Here is a 16,967-nt window from a genome sequence, read left to right as displayed (position 1 = left end):
GCTGTCCCCTACCCGCCCTTCCACCGTTCCCCGGGCTCCGCCCGGACCCGTTGCCGCGTGCGGCGCCGTTCCCGGGGGCCCGCCCCCGGACCCCCGCTCCTCAAACGCCGGAGGGGCTGAGATCGGAGCGGGCTGGGATCGGCCCGGAGCAGGTTGGGTTCGGCCGGGGAGGGGCTGGGATCGGAGCGGGCTGGGAGCGGCCGGGCTCGGCCGGGAAGCGGCGGGGTTCGGCCGGGCTATTCGGTCGGGAGGTTGGCCACGACCAGGGCTATCGCCGCCCGGGCCGTGTCGGCTTCGCCCAGGACCGTGGTCTGGCGGGGGCCGCGGACGCGGAAGCGGCCGTCGGGGAGGGGTTCCACCGCCGGGGCGGTCACGGCGAAGGGGTGGCCCGCGGAGGCGCTGAACCACAGGGTGAAGTGGCTGGTGTACGGGTAGAGCCGGCGTAGTTCCGGCTCCTCGCGGGCGGCCTCGATGAGGGCCAGGACCCCCTGGCTCAGGGGCTCGGACCCCTCGCCGAGATCGACCATCCGCTGCCACGTCGTGGGCAGCCGCTGCCAACGTCTCGCGCTGGGGTCATCGAGGTTCATCCGGGCAGTCTGGGGGCCGGTTCGGGGCCAAGGCAATGATCTCGCAGGCAGCGAGACGGTAACGAACGGCGACCCGCGAGTAACAACCGAGGGACGGCAGGGGCCGGGCGTGGGAGGTGGGGCCCCTGCCGTCCTGGATCACGGGTCAGCGGTGACCGTCAGCCGTGGCTGACCCGGAGTTCCTTGATGCCGTTCAGCCAGGCCGCGCGCAGCCGGCGCGGACCCTCGCCGACGAGGCGCAGGTCGGGCAGGGCGTCGGCCAGGGCGTTGAACATCAGGTCGATCTCCATGATGGCCAGCGACTTGCCGAGGCAGAAGTGCGGGCCGCCGCCGCCGAAGCCCAGGTGCGGGTTCGGGTCGCGGGTGATGTCGAAGACGTCGGGGTTCTCGAAGACCTCGGGGTCGTGGTTGGCGGAGGAGTAGAACATGCCGACGCGGTCGCCGGCCTTGATCTTCTGCCCGCCCAGTTCGGTGTCCTGGGTGGCGGTGCGCTGGAAGGAGACCACGGGGGTGGCCCAGCGGACGATCTCCTCGGCGGCCGTCGAGGGCCGGGTCGCCTTGTACAGCTCCCACTGTTCGGGGTGGGTCAGGAAGGCGTGCATGCCGTGGCTGATGGCGTTGCGGGTGGTCTCGTTGCCCGCGACCGCCAGCAGGAGGACGAAGAAGCCGAACTCGTCGGAGCCCAGGTTGCCCTGGCCCTCGGCGGCCACGAGCTGCGTGACGATGTCCTTGGCCGGACACTCCTTGCGCTCCGCGGCCAGGTTCATCGAGTAGCCGATGATCTCCGCCGCCGCGTTTCCGCCGACCTCGGCGGTGATCGCGTACTCCGGGTCGTCGTACGCGATCATCTTGTTCGACCAGTCGAAGATCCGGGACCGGTCCTCCTGCGGTACGCCGATCAGCTCGGCGATGGCCTGCAGCGGGAGCTCGCACGCCACTTGGGTGACGAAGTCGAAGCTGCCGTCGGCCGAGGCAGCCAGGGCCTCCGCGACGATCTTGCGGGCCCGGTCGCGCAGGGCGTCCTCCAGCCCGCGGATGGCCCGCGGGGTGAAGCCGCGCTGCACGATCTGGCGTACGCGGGTGTGTTCCGGCGGATCCATGTTCAACATGATCAGCCGCTGGGCATCTATCGCATCACGCTGGATGTGCTCGTTGAAGCGGATGATCGCCGTGTTCGTGGTCGAGGAGAACAGCTCCGGGTGCGTGGAGATGTACTTGACGTCCGCGTGCCGGGTGACGGCCCAGTACCCCTCGTCGTCGAAGCCGGTGACACCCCGCGGCTGCGGGCACCACCACACAGGTGCGGTCTGCCGCAACTGCGCGAACTCGGGGTAGGGGACCCGGTCTTGGAGCACGTCCGGGTCGGTGGCGTCGAAGCCTTCGGGCAGCGCGGGGCAGGTCATCGGGCGACTCCAGAGTCTGACGGCCCATCAGAAGTTGGCTTGAAGGTAGTAACGAGTTCTAGAAGTGACAAGGGGCCCCGCGCCAACTGTTGCGTGTGGAATCCGTGTAAGCCGCGTGCAAGACCCTTGCGTACCGGGTGTTCTGGTCATAAGACTGCGGGGAGAACTAGAACGCGTACTAGTTCGGGTGGGGCGCCGGGACGGCCCGCCCGTCAGCTGAGGCGCGCTAGCCGATGCGCGCTGTGCGCTACGCAGGAACAGGAGAGGACGAGCTCATGGCCGCGGAACCCGTCATCGTCGAAGCCGTACGCACCCCGATCGGCAAGCGCGGGGGCGCGCTCGCCAATCTTCACCCCGCCTACCTTCTCGGCGAGACCTACCGCGAGCTCCTCGCCCGCACCGGAATCCAGCCCGACTGCGTGGAGCAGATCGTCGGCGGCACCGTCACCCACGCCGGCGAGCAGTCGATGAACCCGGCCCGCAACGCCTGGCTGGCCATGGGCCTCCCGTACGAGACCGCCGCGACCACCGTGGACTGTCAGTGCGGCAGCTCCCAGCAGGCCAACCACATGGTCGCCAACATGATCTCCAGCGGTGTCATGGACATCGGCATCGCCTGCGGGGTCGAGGCCATGACCCGCGTGCCGCTCGGCTCCGGCTCCAAGCACGGCCCGGGCAAGCCCTTCCCGGACGAGTGGAACGTCGACCTCCCGAACCAGTTCGAGGCCGCCGAGCGCATCGCCCGCCGCCGGGGACTGACCCGCGAGGACGTGGACCGCCTCGGCGTCCTGTCCCAGGAGCGGGCCGCCGCCGCGTGGGCCGAGGAGCGGTTCAAGCGCGAGACCTTCGCGGTGCAGGTGCCCACCACCGAGGCCGAGCAGGCCGCCGGTCAGGGCATGTGGCGGCTGGTCGACCGCGACGAGGGCCTGCGCGACACCTCGATGGAGGGCCTGGCCCGGCTCAAGCCGGTCATGCCGACCGCCGTGCACACCGCGGGGAACTCCTCCCAGATATCCGACGGGGCCGCCGCCGTGATGTGGGCCTCGCGCAAGATGGCCCGCGCGCTCAAGCTGCGGCCGCGCGCCCGGATCGTCGCCCAGACGCTGGTCGGCTCCGACCCGCACTTCCACCTGGACGGGCCGATCGACGCCACCCGGGCCGTGCTGGGCAAGGCCGGGATGTCGCTGAAGGACATCGACCTCGTGGAGATCAACGAGGCCTTCGCCTCCGTCGTCCTCAGCTGGGCCCAGGTCTTCGACCAGGACCTGGAGAAGGTCAACGTCAACGGCGGCGGCATCGCCATCGGTCACCCCGTCGGTGCGACCGGGGCCCGGCTGATCACCACCGCACTGCACGAGCTGGAACGCCGGGACAAGGAGTTCGCGCTGATCACCATGTGCGCGGGCGGGGCGCTGGCCACCGGCACCATCATCCAGCGGCTGTAGCAGGCACTGCTGCGCCGCCTTTGAACCCAGTGGGATGGGATCGCGAAGGCCCCGGTGGCCGGACCTGGGGAGGTCGGCCGCCGGGGCCTTCGCATGCGCTGGTCTCGCTGCTCTCGCTCGTGCCTCTGCGTCTGCGTCTGGTTCCGCTGGTGGTTTAGTACCAGTGGTGGTTCTGCCAGAAGGTCCAGGCGCCGGCGGGGCTGCCGTAGCGGGAGTTCATGTAGTCCAGGCCCCACTTGATCTGGGTGGCCGGGTTCGTCTTCCAGTCCGAGCCCGCCGAGGCCATCTTCGAGGCCGGCAGGGCCTGGACCAGGCCGTAGGCGCCCGAAGAGGAGTTCGTGGCGGTGTGGTTCCAGCCGCTCTCACGGGAAACGATGTTGTTGAACGCCGCGAACTGAGCCGGGTCCTTGATCATCTGCTGGGCGATCGCCTTGGCACTCATGGGGGCGGCCTGCGCGGGGACCGCGGCCAGCATGGAACCGGCGACACCCAGGGCGAGGACGGTACCCGCGAGGGTCTTCTTCGAAGCGGCGATGCGGCGGATGACGGCGTTGGACACGGACGGACCTTTCGACGGGGACAAGGACTGCCGCAGCGGACATGCCGGAGCATGCGTGAGCCACTCACGTGAAGGAGAGGGGATCGTCGGCGGGAGCGGGGATCCGGGGGACCTCCGTCCGCCCTGCGACTCATCCAGTTCTACGGGGGTCCGGGGCGGCTGGCAACGACCCCTCTTACTAGTGGTCCTCGCAGCCGGGGCGCAACGGCCCCCCGCGGGCCGGGCGGGTATCGGCGCAGGTGGGGGTGGGTTCGAGGGGGTGGGTAAGGGACGTTTAAGGACTACTATCCCGCCTCGTATGTGACCAAGGTCCTGTGGGGCGGGTCACCGCCACGAGGCCCGGATCTCACCCTCCGTGGCCGGTCATGTCCCCTTCGGAGGAAGGTGGGCGGCTCGATCCGGCCCCGGATCGAAGGTCACGGGGGCGTCGAACGCCGCTTTTCGAGTGGCCCGACGCAATGCCTTCAGCAGGGTCGCGCCGAGCGTGAGGGTCAGTACGACGGTCAGCGCGGCCCGGCCCAGGTCCCAGCCCACCGAGGTCGCCAGGCAGTACGAGAGGAACCGCACGAGGTTCGCCGAGATCGGGTCCCCGGGGGAGAAGTAGATCCCCTGGTCCCTGCCCTGCAGGATCACCCAGCCCTGAAGGTTCATGATCGTGCCGTACGCGAACGAGCCGAGGAACCCGTACAGCGCGAGCATCGCCAGCTCGGCCCGCCCCCGGATCCGGTCCGGACCCGGCAGCAGTCCGGCGCCCAGCGAGAACCAGCCCATCGCCAGCATCTGGAACGGCATCCACGGGCCCACACCGCCCGTGAGCAGGGCCGACGCGAACATCGTGACCCCGCCCAGGACGAAACCGAAGCCCGGGCCGAGCACCCGGCCGCTCAGCACCATCAGGAAGAACATGGGCTCCAGGCCGCCCGTACCGGCTCCGAGCGGGCGCAGGGCGGCCCCGACCGCGGCCAGTACGCCGAGCATGGCGACGGCCTTGGCGTCCATGCCGTCGTCCGCGATGGTCGCGACGACCACGCCGACGAGGAGGGGCAGGAGGGCGGCGAAGAGCCAGGGGGCGTCATGGGAGTGGGCGAAGCCGGACTGGCGGTCGGCGAGGAGCGGCCAGCCGAAGGCCGCGATGCCGATGAGGGTGACGAGGACCAGGGCGGTGGCGGCGCGGGGGCCGATGCGGAGGGGGCGGGAACGGGGGGTGCTCACGAGGCCGCTCCGGCTGTCTTGGCCGTCCCGGCTGTACCGGTTGCACCGGTTGCACCGGCTGCCCCGGCCGGCCCGGTTGCACCGGCCGCTTCCGTGGAGAGGGCCGCCTCGACCTGGGAGACCGTGAGCCAGTGGCCCGGGGCCAGGATCTTGGCCACCTGCGGGGCGAAGGCGGGGGAGGAGACCACGACCTCGGCGGTCGGGCCGTCCGCGACGATCTCGCCGCCGGCCAGGATCACCACGCGGTGGGCCAGTTCCGCGGCGAGCTCCACGTCGTGGGTGGCCAGGACGACGGCGTGGCCCTCGGCGGCCAGCCCGCGCAGGATCTCCACGAGACGGGCCTTGGCGGCGTAGTCCAGCCCGCGGGTCGGCTCGTCGAGGAGCAGCAGGGCCGGGCGGCCGGTCAGGACCAGCGCCAGGGCGAGGGCCAGGCGCTGGCCCTCGGACAGGTCGCGCGGGTGGGTGTCGTCGGGGACGTCGGGCAGGAGCGCGGCGACCAGGGCACGGCAGGTGCCGGGCGCCTGGCCGGCGTCGTGGTCGGCGGCGGTGCACTCGGCGGCGACGGTGTCGGCGTAGAGGAGGTCGCGGGGCTCTTGGGGGACGAGGCCGACGCGGGTCACCATCTCGGAGGGCGGCGTGCGGTGGGGAGTGCGGCCGCTGACCGTGACCTGGCCGGTGGTGGGCTCCAGGGTGCCGATGAGGGTGGCGAGGAGGGTGGACTTTCCGGCGCCGTTGCGGCCCATGAGGGCGATGGTCTCGCCCTTCGCGACGGTGAGGTTGATGTCGCGGAGGACTTCGGCGCGGTCGCGGCGGAGGGAGACGGCCTTGACGGTGGCCGGGGTCGTCCCCGTGGCCCCGGTTGCCCCGGTGGTCCCGGTGGGGTCGGCCGGGGCCTGCGGCCGGGGGGTGCGGAGGCCGCGGCGGCGCAGCCGGGCGAGCAGGCCGGGGCGGGGGCCCTGCGGGCGGCCGTCCCCTACCCGCCCTTCGCCCGTTCCCCGGGGCTGCGCCCCGGACCCCGCCGGGGGCTCCGCCCCGGGACCGGCTGGGGGCTGTGCCCCGGAACCCGCCTGGGGCTGCGCCCCCGATCCCGCCGGGAGCTGTGCCCCGGACTCAGGCCGGGGCTGCGCCCCCGACCCCGCCCGGGGCTCCGCCCCCGCTCCCGCCGGGGGCTGCGCCCCTGCTGCCGTGGCGGGGTGTGGGTGTGGTGCCTGGGGCAGGCGGGTCAGTAGGGGGGTGGACTGGCGGCGGGCGTCTCGGATGGAGAGGGGGAGGGGGGACCAGCCGGCCAGGCGGCCCAGGGCCACTACCGGGGGGTGGACCGGGGAGACGGCCATGATGTCGGCGGGGGTGCCCAGGACGGGGGGTGCGCCCGGGGAGGGGAGGAGCAGGACCCGGTCGGCGTACTGGACCACCCGTTCCAGGCGGTGCTCCGCCATCAGGACGGTCGTGCCCAGGTCGTGGACCAGGCGTTGCAGGACGGCCAAGACCTCCTCCGCCGCCGCCGGGTCGAGGGCCGATGTCGGCTCGTCCAGGACGAGGACACGGGGGTGCGGAGTCAGGACCGAACCGATCGCCACCCGCTGCTGCTGGCCGCCGGAGAGGGTGGCGATGGGGCGGTCGCGGAGGTCGTTCAGGCCGAGCAGGTCGAGGGTTTCCTCGACGCGGCGGCGCATGACGGAGGGCGCGAGGCCCAGGGATTCCATGCCGTAGGCGAGCTCGTCCTCGACGACGTCCGTCACGAAGTGGGCCAGCGGGTCCTGGCCGACCGTGCCGACCACGTCCGCGAGTTCCCGCGGCTGGTGCGTGCGGGTGTCGCGGCCGGCGACCGTGACCCGGCCCTTGAGGGTGCCCCCGGTGAAGTGCGGGACCAGGCCCGAGACCGCCCCGAGGAGGGTGGACTTGCCGACGCCGGAGGGGCCGACCAGGAGGGTCAGCTCGCCTTCCGGGAGCGTGAAGTCGGCATGGGAGAGGGAGGGGGCGCTCGCGCCCTCGTACGTCACCGATACGTCCTCGAAGTGGATCACGGGGGTCTTACGCCTCCTTCAGGGGAGCGAGGGGTGCCGGGGGGAGCGGGGCCACCAGGGCCGGGAGAAGACCGATCAGGATCGCCGCCGCCGGCCAGAGGGGGAGGGTCGGGACGACGAGGGGGACGACGCCCGGCCGCAGGGCCGCCGGGTCCGCGGACACGGCGCGGATCAGCAGCGCCGCGACCGCCGCGCCCGACCCGGCGACCAGCCAGGCCCGTACGCCCCACCGGTCCGGCCGGTACCGGGTCCGGATCGACCGGCGGCCGCCCAGGCGCAGCCCGGCCAGGGCCAGGGCGAGGGAGAAGAGGAGGAGGACCAGGCCGTACTCGGCGCCCTCCGCCGCCAGCAGCCCGTACGTACCCGCGCACATGCCGAGCAGCCCGCCGAGCGTGAGCACGTTGGTGGTGTGGCGGACGGCGGCGGGAACGTGCGCGGTACGGCCGTAGCCGCGCGCGTCCATCGAGGCGGCGATGGCCACGGAACGTTCGAGGGCGCCCTCCAGGACCGGCAGGCCGATCTGGAGGATCGCCTTGACCCCGCCCGTGGGGCGGCCGCGCAGGCGACGGGCCGTACGGAGCCGGACCACGTCCGCGACCATGTTCGGCGCGAAGGTCATCGCGACGACCACGGCGACGCCGACCTCGTACAGGGCCGCGGGCAGTGATTTCAGCAGCCGCGCCGGGTTCGCGAGGGCATTGGCGGCGCCGACGCAGATGAGGAGCGTGGCCAGCTTCGCGCCCTCGTAGAAGGCGAAGACGAGCTGCTCGGCGGTGACCCGGCCACCGAACCGGATGCCCTGCGCCCAGGCCGGGAGCGGGATCTCGGGGAGGGTGAAGAGGAGGTGCGTGCCGGGGATGGGGGAGCCGAGGAGCACGGAGAACAGGAGGCGCAGGCCGATGACGAAGAGGCCGAGCTTGACGAACGCCCCGTAGGACCGCGCCCAGGGGGCATCGGTGCGGCGGGCCGCGACCACGTACCCGGTGACGCCGATGATCAGGCCGAGCAGGAGCGGGTTGGTGGTGCGGGAGGCGGCGGTGGCGAGCCCGAGGGCCCACAGCCACCAGGCACCCGCGTGCAGGGCGTTGCTCCGCGTGGCCTCGGGGGCGTGCCATTTTTTGTACGTCGGCACGCGCGTGCTCCCGGTTGCCCGGTCGGGGGCGTTCGGGCCGGCCGGGGTCGGGACTTCGCGTGCCGCGCCGTGCCGGGTGCGCCCGGCCTGCGGCCGTGCCGGGTGCCCACCCGCACCACCCGTGCGGGAAGACGGGCGGGTGGTGCGGGTGGCCCCGGTGGGCGGCTGCCCGCCGTCGGCGACCGTCCCGCCGTTCGCGGGCCCCGCCGGCGCGGCCGAGGCCGACCCCGCGGGACCCTCCACCTCGGGACCGCCCGTCATCGGGTGCGGCGGCGACGGGACTGCCAGAACGCGGCCGCGGCCAGGGCGGCCACCGCCGCGATGCCGGCGAAGAGGCCCGCCGACGGGCCCCCGTCCTCGGAGCCGGCGGACGGGGCGGTGGGCTTGTCAGGCGTGGCGGCGGTGTCCGCCACCGGTTCGCCGCAGCCCTGCTTCGGGTAGCCCGAGATCGCGCACAGCAGTGCCGCGCTGTTGTAGCGCAGCGGCTTCGCCACCTCCGCCAGTGCCTCGGCCGTCGTGGCGTCCGGGCCGACCTGCGCGCACGCCGTACGCGGGGCTGCCTGCGGCGGGGTCTCGCCCGCCTGGGCCTCGGCGGGCGTGCCGAAGTCGACGACCAGCGCGATCCGCTTCTTGCCCGGCACCGGGGCGGTGGCCGAGCAGATGGCCGCGAAGTCGGCGTCCGCGCGCGGCGGGGCGGCCTGATCGGCCGCGTCCTTGCTGACCACGAAGTGGAAGCCCTGCACGGAGCCGTCCGCCGGACGCAGCGAGGAGGGGCCCTGGGTGGCGTACGCCCAGGTGCCGCCCGCGCCGTCCCAGAACGACCAGTAGCGGTAGGTCGAGGCCAGGGCGGGGGACGCGGCCAGCAACGTCATGGCCAGGGTCAGGACGATGCCGGCGAAGAGGGCCGGCAGCGACGGGCGGCGTCCGCGCATCAGAGCTGGTTCTTCTTCCGGCGGCCGCTCAGCACGATGCCGATGCCCATGCCGGCCGCGGCGCCCGCGAGGATCATCCACCAGACGTTGCTGCCGCCGGAGTCCTCGTCCTTCTTTTCCTTCTTGTCCGCCGGCTGCTCCGACGCCTTCGCGGAGGCGTTCTGCGGCGCCGGGCCCGTCGCGTTCAGCGCCGCGACCAGGTCGGTGCCGCCGAAGGCCTTCGGGTCGGTGCCCGTCGCGTGCGCGGCCAGGATCAGGGTGCCGAGGCCGGCCGGGTTGCCCTTGGACCACTCGGCGGAGTTGGTCTTCAGCCACTCCAGGGCGCCCGCCGCGGACTGCTTGTGCCCGGCCGCGGCCAGGGCGATCACCGCGTCGGCGGTGTTGCCGGTGTCCGGGGTCGGCTGGTCGGCGCCCGGGGTGAGGGCGGTGAGGTGGCCGTCCTTCTTCAGGGCCTGGGCCAGGTATCCGGCCGCGCCCTGGGCCGCCGCCGCCGGGTCACCGGCGGTCGCCGGGCAGGCGAGGCCCGCCGCGGGGGTGTCCGTGGGGGAGGCGGAAGGGGAGACGAGCGCGCCCTGGCCGAGGCCGGCCAGTACGGCCGCGGCCGTCGCGTCGGCGTTGGCGGGCAGCTTGCCGTCGGCCGTCGCCTGGTAGGCGAAGGCACCCCGGTCGGCGGCCGGCTCGGACGAGCAGCCGAGCTGGAAGGCGAGGAGCCCCTCGTACGCGGACTTGCCGGCCTTCGACTTGACCTCGGCCGGCTTCTCGCCCGCCGCGGCCAGCGCGCTGATCACCACGGCGGTGGAGCTGGCCTCGCTCGGGGAGCCGGGGACGTAGGCCCAGCCGCCGTCCGCGTTCTGGACGGACTTCAGCCAGTCCGCGCCCTTCTTCACCGCCGCGTCCTGACCGCCGAGCGCCTTCAGCGCCTGCACGGCCACCGCGGTGGCGTTCGTGTCGAGCATCAGCTTCGCGTCGCACGCGGCTGCCGTGTCCGCGCGGAAGGAGGCGAAGCCGCCGTCGGCGCACTGCTGGCCGACGAGCCAGTCCACGGCCTGCCGCGCGGGCTTCAGACCCACCGTGTGCTGGGCGAGCAGTGCGAAGGACTGCCGCCACACCCCGTCGTACGTCGGATCGTTCTTGCCGAAGAGCCCGGAGGGGACGACGGGTGCCGGGGACGGCGTGGCGACATCGGCGAGGGCCGCGGGGGCCGCGCCCACGCAGAGCACGGCGGAAGCGGCGAGCGTGGCGGCGCTGCGGCGGACGTTCATGGCGGGGCGGGTGCCTCTCGTGCTGGGGACCCGGAGGCAGGCAGCACAGCGATGGAGGCTGGTACCGGGCTCCGGCTCCGTTTACCTCGACGGTGCCGGCCGCCGGAGGACCCGGCGGCTCGAGCCGCGCACCTCACGCACGGGGCAATCCGGCTCCCCGCCCCGAAGCTGCCGGGGTGGGTCACGGTTGCGGGTCAGCGCCGGATTCGCACCGGCTTCCCCCCGTACGGAAGTGTGGACGACGCCCATACTCTACCGGCCCGTAGCCCCGGGGCCGGGTGGCGCCGCCCACCCGCACCCCTTACACGGCGCGGTACGTCACGGGGTCGCTGCCCGGCACCGCCTCCGCGCGGCCCTGCTTCACCAGACGCCGCAGGTGGGCTTCCGCTTCCGAGACGGCGATGTTGCGGGAGCCGTACGGGATCTGCTCCCAGGGCCGGTTCCACTCCATCCGCTCCGCGAGCGCCCACGGGGTCAGCGGCTCGGCGGCGAGCAGTGCGCGCAGCCCGGTCAGCCGCTCCTCGTGGTGGTCCAGGAGTTCCCGTACGCGGCCTTGTGCGTCGGTGAAGGCGTGCTGGTGGGCCGGGAGGACCTCGGCGGGCTGGAGGCGGCCGATGCGTTCGAGGGAGTCGAGGTAGTCGCCGAGGGGGTCGGTGACCTGCTCGGAGGAGGGGTCCTCGTAGAGGCCGATGTGCGGGGAGATCCCGGGCAGCAGGTGGTCGCCGGAGAAGAGGCGGCCGTTGCCGGGGAGGTTCCGCGGGTGCTTCTCCTCGAGGTGCAGGCAGACGTGGCCGGGGGTGTGCCCGGGGGTCCAGACCGCCCGCAGCCGGCGGCCGGCCAGTGGCAGCAGCTCGGCGGGCACGATCTCCCGGTCGGGGACGGCGGCCCGCAGCCCCGGGAGGGTGCTCATGCGGCCGCTCGCGCGGGCGGCGCGCAGCGGGGCGATGTGCTGTTCGGGGGCTCCGGAGGTGGCCAGCTTCTCGGCCATGTAGTCGAACCAGACGCCGGGTTCGGAGGACCGGGTCCGCACCACGATCTCGGTGTCGGCGGCGTGCATGGCGATCCAGGCGCCGGAGGCCTCGCGGACCTGGCCGGACAGGCCGTGGTGGTCGGGGTGGTGGTGGGTGATGACCACGCCGTGCAGGTCGGCGACGGCGATGGAGAGGGCGCCGAGGCCGGCGACGAGGGTGTCCCAGGAGGCGGGGTCGTCCCAGCCGGTGTCGATGAGGACCGGGCCGCGGTCGGTGTCGAGGACGTGGACGAGGGTGTGGCCGAGCGGATTGTCGGGGATGGGGACTTTGATGCCCCACACGCCGCCGCCGTGATCGGTGACGTGAGGTGCCACGTCCGGGGTGTCCTCTGCCATGAGGGGCTCCGCTCTAACGGGAACAGGTCCAACGGGAGGTGCAACGGGAACAGGTCTAACGAGAACGTGTTGCATTAGTCGCCCAAGTCGACCACTTCTCCGGCTTCCTGACTAGTCGTTGGATCTTCGGGCTGTCGAGTGTGGGCCGATGCACGGGCGGTTCGGTCAGCTCCGTGGACTCCTAGAACTAGAACTGGTATCAGTTCTGGAACGCCAAGCCGCAGGAGGCATCAGCCATGACCGAGCTCGTGGAACACGGAAAACTGTTCATCGGCGGTGAGTGGACGGATCCGCTGGGCTCCGAAACGATCAAGGTCGTCTCGCCCCACACCGGGCAGGTCATCGGCAGCGTCCCGCACGCCTCGAAGGCCGACGTCGACCGGGCCGTCGCCGTGGCCCGCAAGGCCTTCGACGAGGGTCCCTGGCCGCGCACCACGCTCGAAGAGCGGATCGCGGTGGTGACCAGGATCAAGGACGCCATAGCCGTCCGGCACGAGGAGATCGCCCGCTCGATCAGCTCCCAGAACGGGTCCCCGTACTCCTGGAGCGTCCTCGCGCAGGCCCTCGGCCCGATGATGGTCTACGACGCCGCGATCACCGTGGCGCGCGACTACCCCTACGAGGAGTTCCGCCAGGGCGTCCTCGGCCCGATCCTCGTCCGGCGCGAAGCCGTCGGCGTGGTCGCCGCCGTCATCCCGTGGAACGTCCCGCAGTTCGTGGCCGCCGCCAAGCTGGCGCCCGCGCTGCTCACCGGCTGCACGGTGATCCTCAAGCCGTCCCCGGAGGCGGTCCTCGACTCCTACATCCTCGCCGACATCGCCCGCGAGGCCGGGCTGCCCGAGGGTGTGCTGTCGATCCTGCCCGCCGACCGCGAGGTCAGCGAGTACCTCGTCGGCCACCCGGACGTGGACAAGGTCGCCTTCACCGGCTCCGTGCCCGCCGGCCGGCGGGTCATGGAGGTCGCCTCGAAGAACCTCACCCGCGTGACCCTCGAACTCGGCGGCAAGTCCGCGGCCGTCATCCTCCCGGACGCCGACCTCGACGCCGCCATCGCCGGGATCGTCCCCGCGGCCTGGATGAACAACGGCCAGGCGTGCGTGGCCCAGACCCGCGTCCTCGCCCCGCGCAGCCGCTACGAGGAGATCGCCGAGGCGCTCGCCGCCGCGGCGTCCGCGCTGGTCGTCGGCGACCCGATGGACCCCGCGACGCAGCTCGGCCCGCTGGTGGCCAGGCGGCAGCAGCAGCGCTCGCTCGACTACATCCGGATCGGCCAGGAGGAGGGCGCCAAGGTCCTGTCCGGCGGTGGACGCCCGGGCGACTCGAGCCTGGACCAGGGCTGGTACGTGGAGCCGACCCTCTTCGGGGACGTAGACAACTCGATGCGGATCGCCCGCGAGGAGATCTTCGGCCCGGTCGTCTGCCTGATCCCGTACGGGGACGAGGCGGAGGCCGTACGCATCGCCAACGACTCGGAGTTCGGGCTCAGCGGCAGCGTCTGGACCGGCGACGTGGAACACGGCATCGACTTCGCGCGGCAGGTGCGGACCGGCACCTTCAACGTGAACACCTTCAGCCTGGACATGCTCGGGCCGTTCGGCGGCTACAAGAACAGCGGCGTCGGGCGGGAGTTCGGCCCGGAGGGGCTGGGCGAGTACCTCGAGCACAAGATGATCCACCTCCCGGCAGGGTACGTACCCCCCGCGGCCGGTGCGTGATGGGTGACCGCTGGCACGTCGAGGTGGACCGGGGGGTCTGCATCGGCTCGGGCATGTGCGTGAACCACGCCCCCGAGGGCTTCGCCCTCGACTCGGCGCGGCAGTCGCATCCTCGGGCGGCGGAGACGGACGCGAGCGAGCCGGTGCTCGCGGCGGCGGAGGGCTGCCCGGTCGAGGCGATCGCGATCACCCTGCTGGGCAGCGGCGAGGCGGTGTTCCCGCCGGAGGAGTGAGGGGGCCGCCGGGGCCGGGTGGGGGCGGAAGGGCGGCCCCGGCTCCGGTCCACGTGGTGGAGCGTGTGACACTCCTGCGACCGCCGTCGGGCCGAACCTCGCCCGGCGGCTTCGCAAGGGGTGGGGACATGAGCGGTACCGGAGACACCAACGGGACGGACACTCCCGGACAATTCGCCGAGCAGGCCGAGCCCGCCCGGAGTCGTACGGTCGGACGCCTCAAGGTGCTGGCCGTGGTGGCCGCCGGGCTGGGTGTGGTGGTGGGCGGCAGTCTGCTGGCGCCGGAGAGGGCCCCGGCGAGTCCGCGGGCCAACTGGACGGCGGTACCCCGGTCGTCCCTGCAGCCCGTGTACTCCGGGCCGGAGCCGACGCGGGATACGGTCCTGGAGGACTTCTACGTCGTGACGGACGATGCGGAGGTCGGGATGGACGTCGGGCAGGGGAACCCGCTACGCGAAGCCTGGGGCGACTGTGCCGCCGACTACGTCAGCTTCGAGTTCGTGAGCGATCAGCAGCTCGTGGGGCTCGTGAACGGGTTGGTGGCCCGCGGCTGGACGGTGAACCATCGCATGACCGAACCGGTGCTCGCGTACACCCTGGAGAAGGGCAAGTGGAGCCTCAGTACCTTCGCCAAGGCGCCCAACGGCGCCCTTCAGTTCAGCCTGCTGGCATTGAAGGGGACCCCGGAGTGCGAGCAGCGGTTCAAGGAGCAGCAGGGCTGAGGTGTCGACGGCAGGGAGAGGTGAGAACCTCCCGCCCTACGGCGGGATCAGGACTTTTTCCGGGGCGTCGCAGGCGGCGTCGCCGTCGGGGGCTCCGGGGCCGTGAGGTCGATCAGGCGGCAGACCGTTTCGATGTCTATCTTCACCTGGGCGATCGACGCGCGGCCCGAGAGCCAGGTGATCAGGGCCGAGTGCCAGGTGTGCTCGATGACCCGGACCGCGGAGAGCTGTTCCGCCGTCGGCGGGGCGTCCAGCCCCATCGCGTCCAGGATGATCGCCGTCGTGAGGCGGGACACCGTGTCCACCTCCGGGCTCACGCTGCGGTCCGCGAAGGTGAGCGCACGGACCATCGCGTCCGCCAGGTGCGGCTCCCGCTGGAGCGCGCGGAAGGCGCGCATCAGGGTCTCCGCGACCCTGGCCGCGGGCTCGTCCCCGGCCGGCGGGCGCTTGCGCAGCGTTCCGTGCATGTGCTGGAGCTGGTCCTGCATGGTCGCGACGAGCAGGTGCACCTTGGAGGGGAAGTACCGGTAGAGCGTGCCCAGGGCCACGCTGGAGGACTCCGCCACCTCCCGCATCTGCACCGCGTCGAAGCCGCCCCGGCTCGCCAGCTGGGCGCTGGCGTGCAGGATCCTCCTGCGGCGTGCCTCCTGGCGCTCCGTCAGGGGCGGAGACGCCGGTGTGGTGACGGCTGGGGTCACGGCCTTCGCTTCCGCTGTCATCTGTCCCGTTCCGGTTCCAAGGCGTTTCAGTTCCAGGGCGTTCAGGTCTGCGCCGGAGCGACCACGCGCGCTGCCCCGGGCTGTCGTGCGCCCCAGCATGGCAGGCGCCCGATCCGTGGCGCGAATCACCCGCCACCCCTCTTACGGTGTGGTTTCCGGCCGGTAGATTCAATGCTCTTCAACGGATCAAGTCTGAAACTTGTTCTACATTATCCGAGCGGTTACGCTCCGGCGAAAGTGCAGGGAGAAGGGGGCCGAGAGTGACCGCAGAGGCCATGGTGACGAGCCCTCTCACGGGTTCGGCCGCCGACGGCGGCCGCCCGTTGCGGATCGCACTCCTCACCTATAAGGGGAACCCGTTCTGTGGTGGCCAGGGCGTCTACGTCCGCCACCTGGCGCGCGAGCTCGTGAAGCTGGGCCACTCCGTCGAGGTCATCGGCGCGCAGCCCTACCCGGTGCTCGACACCGACGCCCTCACCGGCGCCGGCGCCACCCTCACCGAGCTGCCCAGCCTGGACCTCTACCGCAGCCCCGACCCGTTCCGTACGCCGGGGCGCGACGAGTACCGCGACTGGATCGACGCCGTCGAGGTCGCCACCATGTGGACCGGCGGCTTCCCGGAGCCGCTGACCTTCTCGCTCCGCGCGCGCCGTCATCTGGCCTCCCGCGCGGGCGAGTTCGACGTCATCCACGACAACCAGACCCTCGGCTACGGGCTGTTGGCGGACCTCGGTGCCCCGCTGGTCACCACCATCCACCACCCCATCACCGTCGACCGCAAGCTGGACTTGGCCGCCGCCAAGGACCGCAGGAAGCGCGTCTCCGTACGGCGCTGGTACGGGTTCACGCGCATGCAGGGCCGCGTGGCCCGGCGGCTGGGATCGGTGCTCACCGTCTCCGGCTCCTCCAAGAAGGAGATCGCCGAGCACCTCGGTGTCCGGGACGAGCGCATCCACGTGGTCCACATCGGTGCCGACACCGACCTGTGGTCGCCCGACGCCTCCGTGGCCGAGGTGCCCGGGCGGATCGTGACCACCTCCAGCGCCGACGTCCCGCTCAAGGGGCTCGTGCACCTCGTCGAGGCGCTCGCGAAGCTCCGTACCGAACAGCCCGACGCGCACCTCGTCGTCGTCGGCAAGCGAGCCGAACAGGGCCCGGTGGCCCGCGCGATCGAGACGTACGGACTCCAGGACGCCGTCCGCTTCGTCAAGGGCATCACCGACACCGAGCTCGTCGACCTCGTCCGCAGCGCCCAGATCGCCTGCGTGCCCTCGCTGTACGAGGGATTCTCGCTCCCGGCGGCCGAGGCCATGGCCACCGGTACCCCGCTGGTCGCCACCACCGGCGGCGCGATTCCCGAGGTGACCGGCCCCGACGGCGAGAGCTGCCTCGCCGTGCCGCCCGGCGACGCGGGGGCGCTGGCCGCCGCGCTGGGCCGACTGCTGGGCGACCCCGAACTGCGCACCCGGCTCGGCGCCGCCGGCCGCGAACGGGTGCTGTCCCGCTTCACCTGGGCCAAGGCCGCCGAGGGCACCGTCGTCCACTACCGCGCCGCCATCGAGCGCGCGGCGGCGGGCGCGAAGGCCCCGAGAACCCCGAAGGCCGAGCAGGCCGGGCAGGCCCCGCAAGCCCCGCAGGCCGCGACGACCCGGTGAC

The 16,967-nt window shown here is 72.7% G+C and carries 15 protein-coding genes and 1 riboswitch; of the genes, 5 read left to right on the top strand and 10 right to left on the bottom strand.

Annotated features, from left to right (window positions below):
• Positions 1-236 precede the first annotated feature (236 nt).
• A complete protein-coding gene (locus ACFYYB_RS09350) occupies positions 237-587 on the bottom strand; it encodes a DUF6193 family natural product biosynthesis protein (protein WP_389434241.1) in 351 nt (116 codons plus the stop codon).
• 158 nt (positions 588-745) lie between these two features.
• On the bottom strand, positions 746-1,990 hold the full coding sequence (locus tag ACFYYB_RS09345) for a cytochrome P450 (protein WP_389434239.1): 1,245 nt from the start codon (positions 1,988-1,990) through the stop codon (positions 746-748).
• 275 nt (positions 1,991-2,265) lie between these two features.
• Here ACFYYB_RS09345 and ACFYYB_RS09340 point away from each other — a divergent pair, with 275 nt between their 5' ends.
• Positions 2,266-3,435 (top strand): steroid 3-ketoacyl-CoA thiolase, encoded by a 1,170-nt coding sequence (locus ACFYYB_RS09340; protein WP_327306941.1) that lies wholly within the window; start codon positions 2,266-2,268, stop codon positions 3,433-3,435.
• A gap of 154 nt (positions 3,436-3,589) precedes the next feature.
• Here the strand turns inward: ACFYYB_RS09340 and ACFYYB_RS09335 are convergent, their stop codons facing one another.
• The 7 genes from ACFYYB_RS09335 to ACFYYB_RS09305 all read right to left on the bottom strand — a co-directional run bounded on the left by ACFYYB_RS09335 (position 3,590) and on the right by ACFYYB_RS09305 (position 11,922).
• Positions 3,590-3,994, bottom strand: coding sequence for a transglycosylase SLT domain-containing protein (locus ACFYYB_RS09335; protein WP_389434236.1), 405 nt, complete (start codon positions 3,992-3,994; stop codon positions 3,590-3,592).
• A 363-nt stretch (positions 3,995-4,357) separates the two neighbouring features.
• Entirely contained in the window at positions 4,358-5,206 is an 849-nt protein-coding gene (locus ACFYYB_RS09330) for an ECF transporter S component (RefSeq protein ID WP_389434234.1), read from the bottom strand.
• Positions 5,203-7,230, bottom strand: a complete 2,028-nt coding sequence (locus ACFYYB_RS09325; protein ID WP_389434233.1) for an ABC transporter ATP-binding protein — start codon at positions 7,228-7,230, stop codon at positions 5,203-5,205. Before ACFYYB_RS09325 ends, ACFYYB_RS09330 begins: the two co-directional genes overlap by 4 nt.
• A gap of 7 nt (positions 7,231-7,237) precedes the next feature.
• Positions 7,238-8,362: an energy-coupling factor transporter transmembrane component T gene (locus ACFYYB_RS09320; protein WP_389434231.1), complete on the bottom strand. Its 1,125-nt coding sequence runs from the start codon at positions 8,360-8,362 to the stop codon at positions 7,238-7,240.
• 257 nt (positions 8,363-8,619) lie between these two features.
• Positions 8,620-9,294: an SCO2322 family protein gene (locus tag ACFYYB_RS09315; protein ID WP_389434229.1), complete on the bottom strand. Its 675-nt coding sequence runs from the start codon at positions 9,292-9,294 to the stop codon at positions 8,620-8,622.
• The gene (locus ACFYYB_RS09310; protein WP_389434227.1) at positions 9,294-10,556 is read right to left on the bottom strand and encodes a prenyltransferase/squalene oxidase repeat-containing protein; all 1,263 of its coding nucleotides are present in this window, start codon (positions 10,554-10,556) and stop codon (positions 9,294-9,296) included. Before ACFYYB_RS09310 ends, ACFYYB_RS09315 begins: the two co-directional genes overlap by 1 nt.
• A gap of 121 nt (positions 10,557-10,677) precedes the next feature.
• A riboswitch (cobalamin riboswitch) is annotated at positions 10,678-10,808 on the bottom strand.
• 49 nt (positions 10,809-10,857) lie between these two features.
• On the bottom strand, positions 10,858-11,922 hold the full coding sequence (locus tag ACFYYB_RS09305) for an MBL fold metallo-hydrolase (RefSeq protein ID WP_389434226.1): 1,065 nt from the start codon (positions 11,920-11,922) through the stop codon (positions 10,858-10,860).
• A 236-nt stretch (positions 11,923-12,158) separates the two neighbouring features.
• On the opposite strand from ACFYYB_RS09305, the gene ACFYYB_RS09300 reads away from it, so the two are divergent.
• The 3 genes from ACFYYB_RS09300 (at position 12,159) to ACFYYB_RS09290 (ending at position 14,592) form a co-directional block, all read left to right on the top strand.
• Positions 12,159-13,637 (top strand): aldehyde dehydrogenase, encoded by a 1,479-nt coding sequence (locus tag ACFYYB_RS09300; RefSeq protein WP_389434224.1) that lies wholly within the window; start codon positions 12,159-12,161, stop codon positions 13,635-13,637.
• Positions 13,637-13,870, top strand: a complete 234-nt coding sequence (locus ACFYYB_RS09295) for a ferredoxin (RefSeq protein ID WP_266877329.1) — start codon at positions 13,637-13,639, stop codon at positions 13,868-13,870. The genes ACFYYB_RS09300 and ACFYYB_RS09295 overlap by 1 nt, the downstream gene beginning before the upstream one ends.
• 128 nt (positions 13,871-13,998) lie before the next feature.
• Entirely contained in the window at positions 13,999-14,592 is a 594-nt protein-coding gene (locus tag ACFYYB_RS09290) for a hypothetical protein (protein ID WP_389434223.1), read from the top strand.
• 47 nt (positions 14,593-14,639) lie between these two features.
• On the opposite strand, the gene ACFYYB_RS09285 is transcribed toward ACFYYB_RS09290, so the two are convergent.
• Entirely contained in the window at positions 14,640-15,311 is a 672-nt protein-coding gene (locus ACFYYB_RS09285) for a TetR family transcriptional regulator (protein WP_389434222.1), read from the bottom strand.
• A 260-nt stretch (positions 15,312-15,571) separates the two neighbouring features.
• On the opposite strand from ACFYYB_RS09285, the gene ACFYYB_RS09280 reads away from it, so the two are divergent.
• Complete coding sequence (locus ACFYYB_RS09280; RefSeq protein WP_389434221.1) at positions 15,572-16,966, top strand: glycosyltransferase family 4 protein; 1,395 nt, start codon at positions 15,572-15,574, stop codon at positions 16,964-16,966.
• Position 16,967: the final 1 nt, after the last annotated feature.

Origin of the sequence: Streptomyces sp. NPDC002886 (assembly GCF_042888445.1) — a bacterium.
Lineage (GTDB): Bacteria > Actinomycetota > Actinomycetes > Streptomycetales > Streptomycetaceae > Streptomyces.
The sequence above is the reverse complement of the archived record's forward strand: the minus strand, read 5'-3'. Positions and strand labels throughout refer to the sequence as shown.